Source organism: Thermanaerothrix sp. (assembly GCF_056331585.1).
Window position 1 is genome coordinate 21,385 of sequence record NZ_JBWGPQ010000019.1, and the last position, 17,061, is coordinate 38,445.

12 protein-coding genes and 1 tRNA gene are annotated in these 17,061 nt (G+C 53.3%); 3 read left to right on the top strand and 10 right to left on the bottom strand.

Annotated elements, in window-relative coordinates:
• Together AC01YT_RS08180 and ruvB are read right to left on the bottom strand one after the other, a co-directional pair.
• Positions 1–734 (bottom strand): S-adenosylmethionine:tRNA ribosyltransferase-isomerase (locus tag AC01YT_RS08180; protein WP_476674410.1); only part of this gene is annotated, 734 nt, incomplete at its 3' end.
• An 11-nt stretch (positions 735–745) separates the two neighbouring features.
• Positions 746–1,798: a Holliday junction branch migration DNA helicase RuvB gene (ruvB, locus tag AC01YT_RS08185; RefSeq protein ID WP_476674412.1), complete on the bottom strand. Its 1,053-nt coding sequence runs from the start codon at positions 1,796–1,798 to the stop codon at positions 746–748.
• Positions 1,799–1,876: 78 nt separating this feature from the next.
• Here ruvB and upp point away from each other — a divergent pair, with 78 nt between their 5' ends.
• Entirely contained in the window at positions 1,877–2,503 is a 627-nt protein-coding gene (upp, locus tag AC01YT_RS08190) for a uracil phosphoribosyltransferase (RefSeq protein ID WP_476674414.1), read from the top strand.
• A 34-nt stretch (positions 2,504–2,537) separates the two neighbouring features.
• Here upp and AC01YT_RS08195 read toward each other — a convergent pair whose 3' ends face one another.
• From AC01YT_RS08195 to AC01YT_RS08205, 3 genes are read right to left on the bottom strand one after another with little or no spacing between them, the layout of a single operon-like run.
• A complete protein-coding gene (locus AC01YT_RS08195) occupies positions 2,538–3,290 on the bottom strand; it encodes a hypothetical protein (RefSeq protein WP_476674416.1) in 753 nt (250 codons plus the stop codon).
• 7 nt (positions 3,291–3,297) lie between these two features.
• Entirely contained in the window at positions 3,298–4,056 is a 759-nt protein-coding gene (gene tpiA, locus AC01YT_RS08200; protein WP_476674418.1) for a triose-phosphate isomerase, read from the bottom strand.
• 28 nt (positions 4,057–4,084) lie between these two features.
• The gene (locus AC01YT_RS08205) at positions 4,085–5,593 is read right to left on the bottom strand and encodes a glycosyltransferase (protein ID WP_476674420.1); all 1,509 of its coding nucleotides are present in this window, start codon (positions 5,591–5,593) and stop codon (positions 4,085–4,087) included.
• A gap of 152 nt (positions 5,594–5,745) precedes the next feature.
• Between AC01YT_RS08205 and AC01YT_RS08210 the strand changes: the two genes are divergently transcribed.
• A tRNA-His gene (locus AC01YT_RS08210) sits at positions 5,746–5,817 on the top strand.
• Positions 5,818–5,886: 69 nt separating this feature from the next.
• On the opposite strand, the gene AC01YT_RS08215 is transcribed toward AC01YT_RS08210, so the two are convergent.
• Positions 5,887–7,728, bottom strand: coding sequence for an APC family permease (locus tag AC01YT_RS08215; protein ID WP_476674422.1), 1,842 nt, complete (start codon positions 7,726–7,728; stop codon positions 5,887–5,889).
• A gap of 276 nt (positions 7,729–8,004) precedes the next feature.
• Between AC01YT_RS08215 and AC01YT_RS08220 the strand changes: the two genes are divergently transcribed.
• Positions 8,005–8,679, top strand: coding sequence for a winged helix-turn-helix domain-containing protein (locus AC01YT_RS08220; protein ID WP_476674424.1), 675 nt, complete (start codon positions 8,005–8,007; stop codon positions 8,677–8,679).
• 8 nt (positions 8,680–8,687) lie between these two features.
• On the opposite strand, the gene AC01YT_RS08225 is transcribed toward AC01YT_RS08220, so the two are convergent.
• The 4 genes from AC01YT_RS08225 to AC01YT_RS08240 are packed head-to-tail and all read right to left on the bottom strand — an operon-like array spanning position 8,688 to position 17,059.
• The gene (locus AC01YT_RS08225) at positions 8,688–9,632 is read right to left on the bottom strand and encodes a DMT family transporter (RefSeq protein WP_476674426.1); all 945 of its coding nucleotides are present in this window, start codon (positions 9,630–9,632) and stop codon (positions 8,688–8,690) included.
• Positions 9,633–9,654: 22 nt separating this feature from the next.
• Positions 9,655–11,340, bottom strand: coding sequence for a pyridoxal-phosphate dependent enzyme (locus AC01YT_RS08230; protein WP_476674428.1), 1,686 nt, complete (start codon positions 11,338–11,340; stop codon positions 9,655–9,657).
• Positions 11,341–11,349: 9 nt separating this feature from the next.
• Entirely contained in the window at positions 11,350–16,308 is a 4,959-nt protein-coding gene (locus tag AC01YT_RS08235) for a GAF domain-containing protein (protein ID WP_476674430.1), read from the bottom strand.
• Positions 16,277–17,059: a ParA family protein gene (locus AC01YT_RS08240; RefSeq protein ID WP_476674432.1), complete on the bottom strand. Its 783-nt coding sequence runs from the start codon at positions 17,057–17,059 to the stop codon at positions 16,277–16,279. Before AC01YT_RS08240 ends, AC01YT_RS08235 begins: the two co-directional genes overlap by 32 nt.
• Between the last annotated feature and the right edge of the window lie 2 nt (positions 17,060–17,061).

Sequence of the window (17,061 nt, forward strand, 5' to 3'; positions counted from 1 at the left end):
GCCCTTTTCGTGGCATTGATACGCTCCGCTGTTTCGGGAGGAAGTTCGCACCATTCGGTATGGATGCGATGCTGAGTTGGGTCTTCCTCGGTTACTGGGGCGAAGGTGTCCAGGCCAATATGGAGCACCAAGCCGGCGAAGCTGAGCCCCTGAGCCTTAAGGCGTTCGATGAGTTCGGGGGTGAAGTGTAAGCCAGCAGTTGGGGCAGCAGCCGATCCCGGTTCACGGGCGAAGACGGTTTGGTACCGTTCGGGGTCGCGCAATGGTTCATGAATATAGGGGGGAAGGGGCATCTGCCCAATCTGAGACAAGTAAGGTTCTATGGGCTCGGTGAATCGGATCAGGCGACGCGAACCTCCCAACTCGGCGACGACTTCGGCGGCAGGTCCACCTTCAACTTGAAGGCGCATTGGAGGTCGGACCCGTTTGCCACCCACCAAACTTTCCCAGGTGTGGTCGGCGATTTTTTTAATCAAAAGCAACTCTACCCGTCCGCCGGAGGGTTTGCGCGCCCGCAAACGTGCTGGGATGACGCGAGTCTCATTGACCACCAATAAGTCGCCGGGGTTAAGATAGCGTCCAATCTCCCAGAAAATGGTATGCTCAAGGTCAGGACGATCCCGCCGCATGACCAACAAGTGTGCATTATGGCGCGGCTCGACCGGGGTTTGGGCGATGCGGTCGGGGGGAAGTTCATAATCGAAATCGGAAGTCTTATAAGGTGCGTTAGACATAAAAGAAACCTTTATTTTAATTCGTCATCATTTCGCGGAAAAAGAGAAGGCTGTTGGTTGTTTTTGGTATATGGGATGCCCAAGTGGGCATAGGCTAAAGGGGTCGCAACGCGGCCCTGCGGGGTACGATCCAGAAAGCCCAATTGGAGCAAGTAGGGCTCAACCACGTCCATAATGGTATCGGGTTCTTCGCCGATGGAGGCGGCAATGGTATTGAGTCCTACCGGACCGCCGTTGTACTTCTCAATGACGGTGCGCAAAACACGTTGATCTACGTCGTCCAATCCAAGAGGGTCTACGTTGAGAAGGCTTAACGCCTCGCGGGCAATTTCGGCCGTGATCTGACCGGCTCCGCGGACTTGGGCGTAATCGCGCACGCGACGTAGGAGACGCAGAGCTACGCGGGGGGTGCCTCGTGAACGGCGGGCAATCTCCGCAATCCCTTCCGCATCGGCATGAACGCCGAGCAGCAGCATGGCGCGGCTCAGAATTTGCTCGATCGCCTCGCGACTGTAATAATCCAGGCGATAGACGGCGCCAAAACGTGCCCGCAGCGGTGCACTGACCATAGCCAGGCGAGTGGTAGCGCCGATCAGGGTAAAACGGGGGAGTTTAAGGCGGATCGAACGTGCTGCCGGTCCTTTTCCGATGACAATATCGAGCGCAAAATCTTCCATGGCCGGGTAGAGGATCTCTTCGATGGCTTTGCCCAGGCGATGGATCTCGTCAATAAAGAGGATGTCCCCAGCGCGGAGGTTGGTTAGAATTGCTGCCAAGTCTCCGGCTCGTTCGATGGCCGGGCCTGCAGTCACTTTGATCTCAACGCCCATTTCATTGGCCAGAACATGGGAGAGGGTGGTTTTACCCAGCCCTGGCGGGCCGTAGAAGAGGACATGTTCCAGGGGTTCCCCGCGCTGGCGGGCTGCGGCAATAAGGATGGAGAGATTTTCCTTTAGGCTATCTTGCCCAATAATGTCGGCCAGGCGGCGCGGGCGCAGAGCCTGATCAAGTCGGTCATCTGGCCGGCTTTCGGGTTGTACGAGGCGCTGCTTGGATTCGTTCATATCGGTTTGATTATAACTGCTTTCTGCCTGGGGATTGAATTATAATAAGCGAAATTTGAGCAAAGGAGCCCGTCGCATATGTCGCTCGTCCATGTCTCAAAACATCCCCTCATAGCTCATAAGTTAGCCAAGTTGCGCGCGGTGGAGACCGAACCCAAGCGATTCCGCGAATTAGTCCGTGAGTTGAGTGCGCTATTGGCCTATGAGGCGACTGCGGACCTGGCGACACGCCCGGTGACGGTGCAGACTCCCATGGGGATTGCTCAAGGGGCTGAGTTAGTGGAAAAAATCGGGCTGGTGCCCATTCTGCGCGCCGGCTTGGGCATGGTTGAAGGGGTGTGGGAACTCATGCCCTCGGCAGAGGTCTGGCACTTGGGCATCTATCGGGATGAAAAGACGCTTAAGCCAGTGCAATACTACAACAAACTCCCGACCGAGCCTCGAGTCAGCGTGTGTTTGATCTTGGATCCAATGCTGGCCACAGGTGGGTCGGCTATTGCAGCCGTGGATATACTTAAGCAGTGGGGTGTAAAACGCATCAAGTTCGTGGGGCTGATCGGATCGCCCGAGGGCATTCAGCGATTAGAGATTCATCATCCGGATGTGGCGATCTACCTGGCGGCCATTGACGAGCGCCTGAATAATCAAGGTTATATTGTGCCCGGGCTGGGGGATGCTGGAGATCGTCAATTCGGCACGGGTTGAGCCCTTTACGCGATCTTTTACAAATACGCGTGGTTCAGGGGGCGAGAGCGCGTTGTGCACGGAACAATAATCGGTTAATGCCCCAAATGGGGATGGCTAAAACCAAATGGATGGTTAAAGCCATCCCCAAAATTAATCCTAATGTTAAGAGAGCCCGGTTAAGCAAAGGCCACAGGGTAAGGGCTAACCATTGCCCGATCCCGGCTAAAAAGGCTACCATAGAAAAAATACCCAAGGCTACAGCTACAGCCCACCAGGCGCGGCGGTCAGCAGCGGAGGGGATCATAGTACTGCTAATGGTAAACGTGAGATAGAACCAGAGCCAGAAATCGGGTTGTTGGGTTAGGACGAGTGCCTGGGGTAGGAGGCCTTGCCAGTTAGCCTGAAGCAAGAGCGGAAGCAAAGTTTTGAGGCCCAAGTAGTTCGAACCGAGGTGGGAAACCACCAGCGTGCCAATGAAAAAAGGGGCTACCCCAATCAGGGCATCACGGAGAAAATCAGTTTTAGATGTCTGCACGCTCCCCAATTGCAATTGACCGTTGGGCAACATCCGGGGGAGGAGCGAGAAGCCCCGCAATGGAACGCGCAGCAACTTGGCGAACAGAACGTGGCTAAATTCGTGTAACACCACTCCTGGTAAGAGGAGAATGGAAAATAGAATCATCGCCAGGTTGGGGCGTCGGGTCAGGAGATAGAAAAATATCTGCATTTCATGATGCAGCCAGCGCTGAATCACGAGGAAGGAAAGCAGAGTTAGACCAAAAGCAATTAGGCCTTCAAACGCCAAACTACTCTCACTTGGCCGCGGCTTCGACGATTTTTACGAATTCTGCGGCTTTCAGGCTGGCACCGCCAACTAATGCCCCGTCAATCTGGGGTTGAGTGAAGAACTCGGCGGCGTTAGCGGCAGTTACCGATCCGCCATAAAGCACGCGCACTCCCTCGGCAACGGTATTCCCGAACATCTTGGCCAGGGTAGGGCGGATGACATCTCCCACCACGCGGTTTGCGTCTTCACCGCTGGCGGCGCGCCCGGTACCGATAGCCCAAACCGGTTCATAGGCAATGACCAATCTGCTGGCTTGTTCGGGCGTCAGGTCTTTCAGCCCCTGTTCAATCTGGTGGGAGACGACTTCGGCTGTACGTCCAGCCTCGTTTTCGGCCAGTGTTTCGCCGATGCAGACGATGGGGGTGAGCCCGTGGGCCAACGCGGCACGTACCTTGCGATTAACCGTTTCATCGGTTTCACCGAAGTAGGTACGTCGCTCTGAGTGGCCGAGGATCACATATTGGCAAAACTCTTTGACCATAGCAGGTGCGATCTCGCCGGTGAATGCACCGGCGGTTTCCCAGTGCATGTTTTGCGCACCCAAGCCGATATCGGTGCCGCTCAACATAGCAGCTATCGCCATCAGGCTGGTAAAGGGTGGGCATAGCACCCGTTCTACCGCTTTCACAGCTTGCAGCCCCGGTAGCATCTCAGAAACCAGGACGCGGGCTTGTTCAACAGTTTTATTCATCTTCCAATTTCCGGCAACGAAAGGCTTACGCATGGTGGTCTCTCCTGAAGGGGATTGAATTTTATTTGGTCAATGATGAAAGGTGGCGATTGGTGGTAGAGAGGGGGGATGAACTGGTTAATGGTTCCTCTAAGAAAGCGCCCTGGGACATTAGAAAGAAACCGGTGAAACTGATAAACAGCCATGGTAACATACTGGCTTGCGCGTGGCTTGCCAGCAATAACGCCGAGATCAAAAGATAAAGGCTCAATAGGCCTTCACCCCATTCAAGATAATTATAGATAGTTTTTGGGACATTGGCCATTATCTTTGATTTCGAAGTCACACTTTTCGGTGTTCGCTCAAATACGCCGCCATTGTGGAGCCAGCCATCAAGGGCACCAAAAGCGCAGGTTAGGCTGAGGCCGATTCCAAGCAAGGCCATCCCGGGTAGTAACTTAAGCCGCGATGTCCAACGGGGATTAATTTCGGTTTGAGCAGTAAGGTATTCTGCAGCTAGCCCCACACCTCCCAAAACACTCCAGAGGAAGAGGTTGAAATATGAGGGTGCCCACAAACCTAGCGGCAGGATCAACAGAAGTGCCAAAACCGCAAAAGGGAAAGGAACGTACATGGCAAGGTGGAGCAAGCCCTCCAAACGCACCTTCCAGGGTAGCGGGGCACGCCACAGCCGTGCCCCGAGTTTACGCAAGGTTTGGAGGCTACCTTTCGCCCAGCGATATTGTTGCCGTCGGAGGGCGGCCAGGGTTGCGGGCAACTCTGCCAAGACGGTAACATCAGGCAGGTAAAGTCCTTTCCAACCCAAAAGTTGAGCACGGTAGGCCAAATCGAGATCTTCGGTTAGAGTATCCCATTGCCAACCACCGGCAGCCTCGATGCACTCCCGGCGCCAAATGCCACCTGAGCCGTCAAACCCGATAAAGAATCCACCTGCAGCACGACCACCCTGTTCCACAATGGCATGACCATCCATGGCTAAATTAACCAGGCGGGTGAGAAGGTTGGTGTGGGCGTTGTAGTGAACCCAACGAGTCTGTACAAAACCTACTTGCGGGTTTTGAAATGCTGGTACAACCCGTTTCAGCCAATCACGTGAGGGGAGAAAATCGGCATCAAAGATGGCGATTAACTCACCCCGTGCGATTGAGAGGCCTGAGGACAGGTTACCGGCTTTGTAACCCTGGCGATTACTGCGATGACGATAGATGATTTGAAAGCCTTCGCGTTGATAGCGTTCGACTAGTGCACGGGCGAGTTTGCTGGTTTCATCGGTGGAATCATCCAGAACCTGGATTTCCAGGCGATCACGGGGGTAGTCTAGGCGAATAATGGCGCGCAATAAGCGGGTAACCAGTTGCCCTTCGTTGTAGATCGGAAGTTGTATGGTGACTCGCGGCCATGACACGGGAGGTGGAAAATCGGAAAAACGAGGGAGACGTTGGCGGTTTCGGAGATATGTGTAGGCAAGAAACAGGCTGTTAAGCCCGGGGATCACCACTGCCAACATACACAAGGCGTAAAGCACTTTGAGCAGGGTAAGTAACGCTTCCCAGGTAATGACGTTCGTCATAGCGTCCTCCCCATTGAAGCAGGGGCTTTGCAAGCGCTAATTCTACCACTGTTATGTTAATGAAAGATTTGAGAGGTGGGGGCGAAAATGAGTTTAGCCACGACCTCCTTGTCGAACGTTGGGGGTTGTGTTAAAATCAAAACTGAAATACGGTGGCTGTAGCTCAAAGGCAGAGCACCTGACTGTGGATCAGGTGGTTGTGGGTTCGACCCCCATCAGCCACCCCTTGTTTTAAATGCCCCTTTATACGGATATTCCTTAAATAAATCAACCTCATCCCATGTGATTGGTAGTTAGCGTCTAAGATGATAAGGCACGTCAATGATCACACGTTGAAAGCCCATGTGACGACGCCGATATAGTAATGCGGTTTTAATCAGCCAGGCAGATTGGTTGTGAAGGAAAAAGTGCCACCAGCGGGCTGGGACAAACTCTGGTAGCATGACGACAGCCAGCTGTCCATCGTTATGTTCCCGATCGGTTTGGTCTAAAAAATCTAGCAAAGGTCCTACTAGGGAGCGGTAGGGAGACGATAAGACTACGAAGGGGACGTCTGGCCAAAGGGTTGTCCACTTTTGCTGGATCTGCTCACCGCTTCCGGGTTCCAATTCGACATAAACGGCGGTGATTTCTGTGCTTATGGCACGTGCAAACGTGACAGCATTAACAATCCCTTTGTGGATGCCTGAGATGGGGATGACAATGCGGGGGTGAGGTGGCGTTAAAGTAGAGAGATCCGAAAATTCAGAAAGGGATAATTCCTGGGCAACATCTTGATAGTGGTCGCGGATACGCAGGAATCCCAATGTCATTAATACGATCGCGATGGGGATGATCCAGGCTCCTTCCACAAACTTGCTGACCCCAACGATGAACATGGTAATGCCTGTACTCAATCCCCCCAAGCCGTTTAAAAAGGCTTTTGTTTTCCAATGCTTACCACGGGTTCGCTGCCAATGGTTGACCATTCCAATCTGCGAAAGGGTAAAGGCCAGGAAGGCCCCAACAGCGAACAAAGGGATCAAGGCGTGAGTATTTCCATTAAAAAGAATGATAAGCAGCCCGGTAACGGCAGCTAAGGTTAGGATCCCATTGGAATAGACTAACCGATCTCCCAATCCGGCCAATTGGTGCGGTAGGAAGCCATCCTTGGCCAAAATAGCGGCCAGACGCGGAAAGCCGGCAAAACTGGTATTGGCGGCAACGGCCAGGATAAGTAGTGTGCTGATCTGTACCAGGAAATATAGCGGCGTGCTCCCGAAAATCCGATGCGCCAGGGCTGAAAGGATGGTTTCGTCCGCCCAGGGAATTACAGCCAGAAATTGGGTCAGACCAATGCTGCCAAGGAAGAGAGTTCCCATGAGACCAGCCATAATGATGAGGGTTTGTCCTGCATTGCGCGCTTCAGGGGGGCGAAAAGCAGGTACACCGTTGCTAATGGCTTCAATCCCGGTCAATGCCGTGCATCCGGTGGCAAAGGCATGCAGTACAGAAAATGGGGTTACGGGCTGGAGTACGGGTAAGGTGGCTTGAGGAAAATGTCTCACGCCTTTCACCATCAATTGTATGACGCCAACCCCGAGCATTGACAAAAAAACGCTTAGGAAAAGATACACAGGAATCGCCATGACGGTTCCCGATTCCTGCAAACCACGGAGGTTAACTATTGTGATGATAATTAACAGCACCAGCGCAAGTTCAACTTTATAAGCCCAAAGCGCCGGAAAAGCCGAAGCCAGTGCGGCTACACCTGCAGTAAGACTCACGGCGGCTGTAAGGATGTAATCCACAATTAAGGCAGCGGCGGCAATTAACCCCGGAACCGTTCCTAGATTTTCACGGGCAACAACATAAGAGCCCCCTCCCGAAGGGTAGCCATGGATGGTTTGAAAATACGATAGGGCTACGATGAGCAGTAAACTGGTGATCGCCAGTCCAATTGGCCATAAGAGGGCCAGGCCAGCGCTTCCGGCGAGTGCTAAACCCAGATAGATTTCTTGATTAGCGTAGGCAATCGAGGAAAGCGCATCAGGAGAAAAAGCGGCCAGTGCCCGAATTTTGTTTAAGCGCTCGCGGGATAAACTCTGAGTGGGAAGGGGAGAACCTACGATCAAATGCCAGAGATGGTCTAGCACAGTTACCTCCTGAAAGCATAACAATCTTAGATTGAGTATACTGCGCGACTAATATCTTGTTAGCTATCAATCTTGAATTCATGTAAAGCAAAAAACATTTTGCTTTTCGTTTGTTTTCGGTTAAAATCAAATTACCCCGTACCCCCGGTTCGTGACCTTGCTAAAGGCCATTCTGAAATGAGTCTTTCTTGTAATCTCTTGATCCTGGAGCCCGACCAGGCGCTTCGCTTGTGGTTAGTTTCTTTAATAGCGCCTCTTGGCTTGATGATAACGACAGTGCCATCCCTTAAAACAGCCGAAACCCTGCTGGCGAATGAGGCTTTCAATGTACTGCTTGCGGATATTAGCCACGAAGGTGAGGGAATTGATCTCAACAAGGCATTAGAAGCGTATAAAGAGCGTATTAAGACCATCTTACTTGTACCCCCTGGAATTAAAGCCCCAGCCGAAGATTGGCATACATCAACTGTGGTTTTACAGAAACCTTTACCCCCACGCAACCTTGTGGAAGCCATTGCTGATCTGCAAACTCGGGGCGCAGAGGTTACCAAATCCGATCATGCTGTTCATGCCTCGAGCGCCCTCTACATGCCCTTGTTCTCGTTGCAGTTTGAGCGCCTCTCGGTTTATCTTGACAACGGGGTCATTTTGGATGTACAGAACCGAGTACTACGGACGGCGGAGCAGGTTGTGCGCCTCTCATTGACTGAAGCCCGGCTGATGGAAGCACTTTTGGCGAATCATGGCGTCACCCTATCGTACGAAGACCTTGGACGCCTAGTCTATGGTTGTTCCATCCACCGCTCTGAAGCGGCTCGTCTGTTGAGTCCTGTGGCAAGCCGGTTGCGACGTAAACTCGACCGGTTTGGAGGAGGTCATTGGCTACGCAATCAACGGCAGTTAGGCTACTGCCTTCAGGTTGCTGCCACTCCCGGCCCGCTGATTGAGTAATCTAAGGGTTAACGTTGCCAGGGAAGATCAATTTCTGGTATTTGGGGTGGATTCAACCATCGCAACCAGCCACTGCTGGTTCGTCGCTCTGGCGAGGTCGGGTCGAGTGCGATTAGGATCATGCTTCCGGCGATTAATAATGCCCCAATCCACTGTGCAGGGCTGAGGTGTTCGTTCAACCAAACTTGTGCCAATAGAACCGTAACCAAAAGTTCACTGATTCCTAGAAGGGCAGTCTGAAGCCCGCCCAGGTTTTTAACGCCGAGGAATAGGGTCAGACGGGAAAGAAAGGTGATACCAGCCATTCCGAATAATGGCCACCACGCCAGGGTAAAAGGGGGAAGCGTTGGGTGAGAAGCCCCAAAAGCAATACTCACGGTAACCGCCATAGCCAGAAGGGTGTAGAACGTCACGGTTGGCGCCGGGGCTTCGTATAGGATGCGCTGATTGATAATGAGGTGAAAGGCGTAGAAGAGTGCAGATAGCAACATCATCAGGGCTCCCACCAGATCAACTGGGGTGTGACCCGTGCGGATTAAGAGATAAATACCGGGCAACGCCAGAGTGAGGCGCAGTAGGGTAATCGCGCCAATTTTCTGGCGGTCTAGCCAAAGCCACAAAGCCACAAAAAGAGGGTAGAACGAGTAAATCAGATGTCCTACGCTGGCGTCCAGACGGACTAAAGCCGTATAGTAAAAGATGGAACCAATGCCGTTGATCACTCCGGCGATCAGGCAACCTATCAGTCCTACCGGATAGATATAGAAGAAATGGCGCTGAAAGTTCATGGCTCCTAACATTAGAAGGGCGGCAGTAGTGCTCCGCAGGGTGACCACCGCTAGAGGTGAAAAGCCGGCCCCAAAGGCTTGCTTGCCAAGGATGGGCATGGTGCCCATGAACAGCGCTGACGCCAGCGCTGCGATTACCCCCTGGGAACGCCGATTTGCCCACATATCTAACCTCGTTGAGGTGACATCACTTCAGTAATGCGCGAACTTCATCCAATAAATCATCGCTCATAAAATCTCCTTTCTGCATCAGGGATTGGATGTGTCCGCGCAGACGATCTTTCTCAGCCGGGGTTAATTCCTTGGCGGTCACGACGATAATTGGGATTTCCGCTGTTTCGGGCTGGGCTTGTAAGGCTTCGATGACGCCAAAACCGTCAATCTCCGGCATCATCAAATCCAAAATGATGAGATCAGGGTGTTCGCGTTGGGCCAATTCAATGGCTTCGCGGCCACTGGCGGCTTCGTAGAGAGTGTACTCGCCTTGAGATTGGAGAATGCGGCGGATCAAGCGCCGTGCTTCGGGATGGTCATCTACGATAGCGATGCGTGGGAAGCGATCAATGGTGATCTTGCTCAAGGCTGCCAACAATCCTTCTTCGGCACCGGCATGGATGGCCTCAGAAACTACGACGTTGCGCGACCAACCATCGCCAACGACTGCCCGCTCAACCGGTAACGTGTGCCCCGAAATATTCATGACGACGACCTCGTGGGGCTTGATTTGGCCACTGCGCACTAATTTGATCAATCCGGCGCACGCCACCGCTGCTGCTGGCTCCACAGACATTCCTTCCATTTTGGCCAGGAAGTGGATCGCTCGAAAGGCTTCCTCGTCGCTAACGCTTTCAAATGCCCCACCTGATCCTTCCAACATCCAATTGCGTAACAAGGTATAGGTTCGCCCTGGATCGCCAGTCGCCAGCGTGGCGATGTTGGTGCGAGGGGATTGGACCGGAATGGCCGTATCACGGCCTTGCTTCCAGGCATTCGCCATCGGGGCGCAACCTTCTACCTGGATGATCCCAATTTTGGGGATTTTGTCAATCCAGCCCATCTCATACATTTCGCGGAAGCCCTTCAGCACGCCCAAGGGGCCCATACCGCCGCTAACTGCTTGGATATACCAGTCCGGTGCCTGCCAACGCAGCTGTCCACCTTCCATCGTCTCGGGGGATTCGTTAAGTACTCCTCCCAGTTGTTCGGCAATTTCGTAAGCGATGGTTTTCATGGACTCAATGTTGGCAATGCTTCGTGCGCCAGCGTCGAGGTATATTCCGCGCTGCCGAGCAAATTCGGCGGCAACCTGCTTGGCTTGATCATAGGATCCGGTGACTTTGATAACCTGGGTTCCGTAAAGCGCCACCTCTCGCATTTTTGCCGCAGGGACGAGGCTGGTGAGAAATGCCCAGAGTTTGATCCCGGCACGTGCCGCATACGCCGAATAGGCGATAGCAACGTTCCCGGTTGAAGCCAAGACAACTTCACGCACCCCTACGGTCTTGAGGGCAGAGATGGTGAGCGCTGCCTGACGATCTTTAAATGAGGAGGTGGGCCCCTGGCGTTCGTCCTTCATGAAGATGTTGGGTAACCCCAACATCATGCCCAGGTTAAGCGCGCGAATGAGCGGCGTGCCCCCTTCGGAAAGCCGTAATTCGGGGGCTGGTTGCGTTACTGGCAATAATTCGCGGTAGCGCCAGAGGTCGAAGGGGCGCTCCTTTAGCCGGGGTGGTAGGACACGAGAAAGGTGGGCGTAGTCATAAACGGCTTTGAGCCATGTACCTCCGCAATGAGAGCATGCTGTTACAAGGGGGTGATAAGGCATTCGAAAACCACAATCCAGGCACTCAATTTGGCAGTGTTCGTTGAGCATCACGTTTCCTCAATGCAATGATGAATTGCCTTTGGACCATTTTTGAAGGGCAGATTCTAGTAGGGCGAACAAGTCTTTCTCGTGGAACTGGCTCTTATGGAGCATTCGCTTGCTGAACTCAGCCAGTTGCTCGCGTTGCTCGGGGGAAAGATCACCCCCGGTAATAATGATGACGGGAATCCGGCTCCAAGTGGGGTGAGTACGCAGTGCCTCCAGAACTTGGAAGCCGTCCATTCCAGGCATGAATAGATCTAAGAGGATAACGTCAGGCGAAAATTGGGCCAAGTGCTCTAGAGCCGCTTGCCCATCACTGGCTACCTGGATCTGGAAGCGGCCATCGGTATCTAAGATTTTTTGAAGCAGGCGAACATCTTCAGCCGAGTCATCCACGATTAAGATCTTGGGTTCACTACCCCCATTCTTCAGGCGGTAAAGGGCATGGATTAAATCCTCCGGCAAGAAAGGTTTCACCAGGTAGTCGGCTGCACCTAGGCTAAAGCCTTTTTCCTCTTCTTCCAGGATGCTACAAATGATCACTGGAATATCTCGCGTTTCAGGGTCATTCTTGAGGTCAAAGAGCACTTGCCAGCCATCCTTGTCGGGCATCATAAGATCAAGGGTGATGGCAAAAGGTTTCAGGCGCTTGGCAGTAGCGACGGCCTGATGCGGATTGTGAAGCGGCACAATGCGATAGCCGTTGTTCTCCAGGTAGCGCTGGTAGAGTTGGGTAACTTGATGATCATCATCAATGGCCAAGATGACCGGGGCGCCATCTGGTAAGGCGGACATTGACTCGCCACTTTGAGCCGTTGTTGGCATTGGAACGGGCAGCGTGAAGAAGAAAGTGCTCCCCTTACCCACTTCGCTCCACAAGAGCCCAATCCGTCCTCCATGCATTTCTACAAATGAGCGGCAAATGGAAAGCCCCAACCCCGTGCCACCGGTGCGGCGTGTGGGTGAGTCATCTACCTGGGAGAAGGGCTGGAATAGTTTGTGACGATCTTCTTCTGCTACTCCGATGCCTGTGTCAGTAACCGTTATCATGACCTCGGGGGTGCCCTTGGGGCTTTCGACAACCTTTGCTTCTACCGTAATTGAACCCTCTTCAGTAAACTTGGCCGCGTTGGAGAGGAAATTGAGCAAGACCTGGCGAATGCGGGTTGCATCGGCGATGACGGTGGGCAAATCCGCGGGAATATGGTGATACAGGGCGATTGGTTTGTCCTTGACCAAACCCACAGCAGTGGACATCACGCTGTTGATCAAGTCCACCAGATTGACTTCGCTGAACTGCAATTCCATCTTCCCGGCTTCAATCTTGGAAAGATCGAGAATGTCGTTGATCAGCCCTAACAGGTGCTGACCGGAGTTGTAGATCGAAGTCAAATCTTGCCGTTGCAACTCGGTAATCGGGCCGTCAATTCCTTTAAGGATGACTTTGGAGAAACCGATGATAGAGTTCAATGGGGTGCGCAGTTCATGGCTCATGTTGGCCAGGAACTGACTCTTGAGCCGGTCGGCACGGCGCATCTCTTCCACCGCCTGCTGGGCTAGTTCATAGGCACGTGCATTCTCAATCGCGACAGCGATTTGATCGGCCAAAATTTGGAGTACGTGCAAATCTTCGGAAGTAAAGGCGTTCTCGTTGCGGGCGTGGATATCCAGTACCCCCATGACATTGTCGCCGGTCTTGAGCGGCAGGATGACCTCGGAACGGGTGTAGGGAAGGTAAGGATTAGGCTGGTAGAAGGGATCTTCTAAAACCCGATTGAGCACAAGTGGCTCGCCCACAGTTGCCACACGTCCAATTGGTGTGCGCGATCCCCTGGCATAACGGGGTGGATTGTCCAGTAGATCATCACGTCCTGCACCGGCAGCCTCGCGTAGAACTAGGTGACTATTCTCCTCATTACTCAGGTAGATACCCACATGGTAATAATTGAAGCGCTGGGCCACCAATTGCACCATACGCCCAAGCAGGGTGTTGAGATCCAGGGTGCTAAGGGTATCGCGGGCAATCTGTGCCGCCGTTTCGAGTTGCAGAGCGCGGCGCTGGGCTTCGTGCAAGAGGCTGAAGCGTTCAATAGCAACAGCGATGCCGTTACCTGCTGCCTGCAGGATTTGGATATCCTCACTTGAAAGAGTCATTGGACGGGAGGCAGAGATTGTCAGTAAGCCGAGCAAGCGTTCGCCACTGGATAGGGGCACGATACAGCCCGAGACAAATCCTAAAGACTGCAATGTACTGCGTGACGTTGGATCTAACGCACTTTGCTCGAGGTTGGTGAGAATCCAGGGTTCGGAGCGCAGTTGTGTCAAGGCTGGGAGGGCTTGTACCGGAAGCACCAGTCCCTGACGCTGTAATGCGGCATTCTTAGAGGAGAAGCCGGCGACCTCGAGGGCTGTGGCTTCACCCTCGGGCGTGCGATTGACCAGGATGAGGGCAAGATTCTCGGCGGTCGCGGGCAAGGCGTGCTGAAAGAGCAAGTCAGCTAATTCTTGAATCTTGCGTGCCTGGGCAATGCCATTGCTGATGGTGTAGAGTAATTCGGTGCGCGCCAGGGCTTTTTGCGTTTGCTCGAAGAGACGTAGGTTTTCCACCTCAGTCGCCATCTGGCCAGCCAAGGGCGGGTAGGTGCGCAATTCACGCCCACTGAAGTGGTGGGGCTCATCGCACAGCAACAGCAATGCCCCTAGTTGTTCCCGCGAAGCCCATAAAGGCAGGGCAGCCAGTGCCCGCACCGAAAGATCCAGCAGTTGTTGGCGCATAGCGGGATCGGCGATCTGTTCGAGGACATCCTCATAAAATTGAGGTGTTCGGGTGTGTGTCAAATGATAGTAAGGGTGGTCAGGTCCATAGACTGTGTCCACGGGTGGCGGCGGGGTGCCACGGCCGCTGTGCCAATTGGCTACCACACGTAGGTACTCTTTCCCCAAGGATGGGTCACTTTCTTTGAGCAGCAGTACGGCGCGGTTGATGGCCGGGATGCGCATCCCCTGAGGAATAACGGCCACCATTTCCTGTAAAGTGGCGGCGGTGGACATGCGTGTACTAAGATGGTACAGGTTCTCGGTTTCATCGAGCGAGGCTTGTAATTGCTCGAGCAGATCCTGGCGTACCAGGGTATTGGCAACAGCATCCGCAGCAAGGCGCAGGATATTGATCTCGTCGTTTTGCCAATACCGTGGCGTAGCCTGTTCAAAGGCTAAGAAGCCGGGTACCGCTGCTTTACCGGGTACAGCCAAGAGTAAAATGGATGCTGTATTCAAATTGCGCAGAAAATTCTGTTCGAAGGGTTCCAGATCTTCCAAGGTTGCTGCAAACCAACCGCGATCACGCAATGGCCGTGCCCACGAAGGGAAAAGCGCAACCGGCATGTGCTGGAGTTTGTTGCGCTCCAGTTGAAATTCCGTTTCTTGCTTAGACCAATCAGCAACGGCAGACCAGTAAAGCCCTTGCTCATCTTCTTTTACCGTAGCATAGAAAACGTGATCACATTGTGCCGCTTCACCCAATAGGCCCAGCACATCGCGTAGGACTTTGAGGCCCGATTCACTCAATAGCGCAACTGCCCGAGCGACGCCAGCCTGATAGCGCTCGCGGGTTTCAATCGCCCGCAAACCGGCCATGACTTCCTGGAACAGATTGGCGTTCTGGAGGGAGATGCTCAATTGCGTCACCAGGGTGGAGAGCAATTCATACTGCACCCGGGTATAGGCGTTATCCGAAGTAAACGATTGAACAACCAATGCCCCCAGCACACGTTCCCCGGTGCTCATGGGTAGGGCGATTAAGGCTCTGGGGTGGGGTTCAGGGAGCAGAAGACCGAGTGATTGGATTTCTTGTTCCAAATCCCGGCTGAGCCAAAGCGGTCGTCGCTCCAAAATGACGTATCCGATCACATCCTCATGGCTGAGCGTGCGGGCCGACCATTCCTGGAACTTTCCGTCTTGAACTACGAGCGGAAAGCGGACCAGATTACTCTTCTCATCGTAAAGCGCCAGAATGAGGTTCGTGCTATCAGCAATTTGGCCCACTGCATGAGGAACGAGACCCAGAATCTCATCGGCTTCGGTAAGACGGGAAATCTGTTGTCCAATTTCGTTGAGCAAGGCTAACTGTTGATTACGGCGAAGAAGTTCCTGTTCGGCGCGTGTGCGCTCGGCCAGTTCCTGTTGCACCGCAGCATAAAGCTGGGCATTTTCGATCGCCAGGCTGAGTTGCCGTAGTACTTCTTCAACCAGGAGAATCTCGTCCTCAGTCCAAATTCGATCTGGCACCTCGTCTATTACCTCTAGTAAGCCCTCGCCCAAACCGGGAAGTTTAAGCGGTGCAGTGAGGCGAGCGGGTTGCGCAAGGGGGCGCTGTTTGAGCGGGGTTTTGACCTCTGGAGCCATCTGCCCCAGGGACGGCAGGGAAGGGAGAGCGGTTTTGGCTGCGTGAGCTATGGGCTGGGTTAGTATGTCCAAATGACTTGGTCGTTGGGAGGGCGAGGATGGCCTGTGGGGAGACGGGGACTGATGAGGGGATGAGGTAGAAGAGATCGGGGCGCCGCTTAGTACCTGGATATAGCCACGCCAATGTGGGTCGGGTTGACCGGTTTCACCTAAACGATGGGCAGTTAACCGTAATATGAGCGCTTGGCTCTTCTGTCCGGGGTATGTGAATTCTTCCTCGAAAGATGGGGTGTCGGAAGCCAGCCAGGCCTGGATGCGGCTGGATAACTCCGCGGGGAGAAAAAATTTAAATACGTTGTTTCCGATGACCTGTCCCGGGGTTAGATCTAGCCAATACGTTATCTCTGGACTGCATGCCACGCAAGTACCGTCTACCTGGCAGGTGAATCCCCATCCCTGCGCCATACTTTCATCCGATACCAATTGGCCGGGAATGCTTCCTTTTTCCTGAGGGGGGGTAAGTTGTTGAAAGAGGGCATCAAGCCGGCTGTGCAAGGGTTTCTTGGACATGGTGGATAATCTCCTGGGCTAGGGCACGATATTGAAGAGCGGCTCGACTTTTAGGCGCGTGATGGAGAACGGGAACACCAGCGATGGCGCTTTCGCGCAGTCGGGTGTCCGTAGGGATCACAGTTTCCATTAGCCCATCCGCAAAGTGCTCACGCAGGTATTGATACAATGTGCGGTGGATGCGGTTGCGCTGGTCAACCATGGTGAGGAGCAAACGATAAGCCAGAGAAGGATTGTGTTGTTCACGAATACGGCGAATCAATGCCAAAATGTTCTTCAGCGCATAGATGGAAAAGTATTCAGCCTGGGTGGGGATTAGAGCAATATCTGCAACTGCCAAGGCGTTGCTCATCAGGACACCTAGAAAGGGAGGGCAGTCGAGGATGACATAGTCAAACTTGGCCCCGATAAACGGCAATTTCTTTTGCAACAACGTTTCATAACCGGATTGGCGCGGGAGCAAGCGTTCGGCTAAGTTCAGCCCTGAGTTACTACCCAATAGATGTAAATGCTCTATGCCAGTTGGTTTTAGCATCTCTTCCGTTGAGAGGGCGTTATCCAGAATAATATCCAGAATCGTGGCGTGGATTTGCTGTGGATCTGCCCCAACCGCAAGGGTAAGGTTAGCCTGGGCATCCATATCTATCAGAAGCACACGATGCCCCATCTCGGCCAGCGCAGCACCGAGGTTTACCGCTGTTGTCGTTTTCGCCACACCACCTTTTTCATTGGTAACCGCTATACACTTCATCT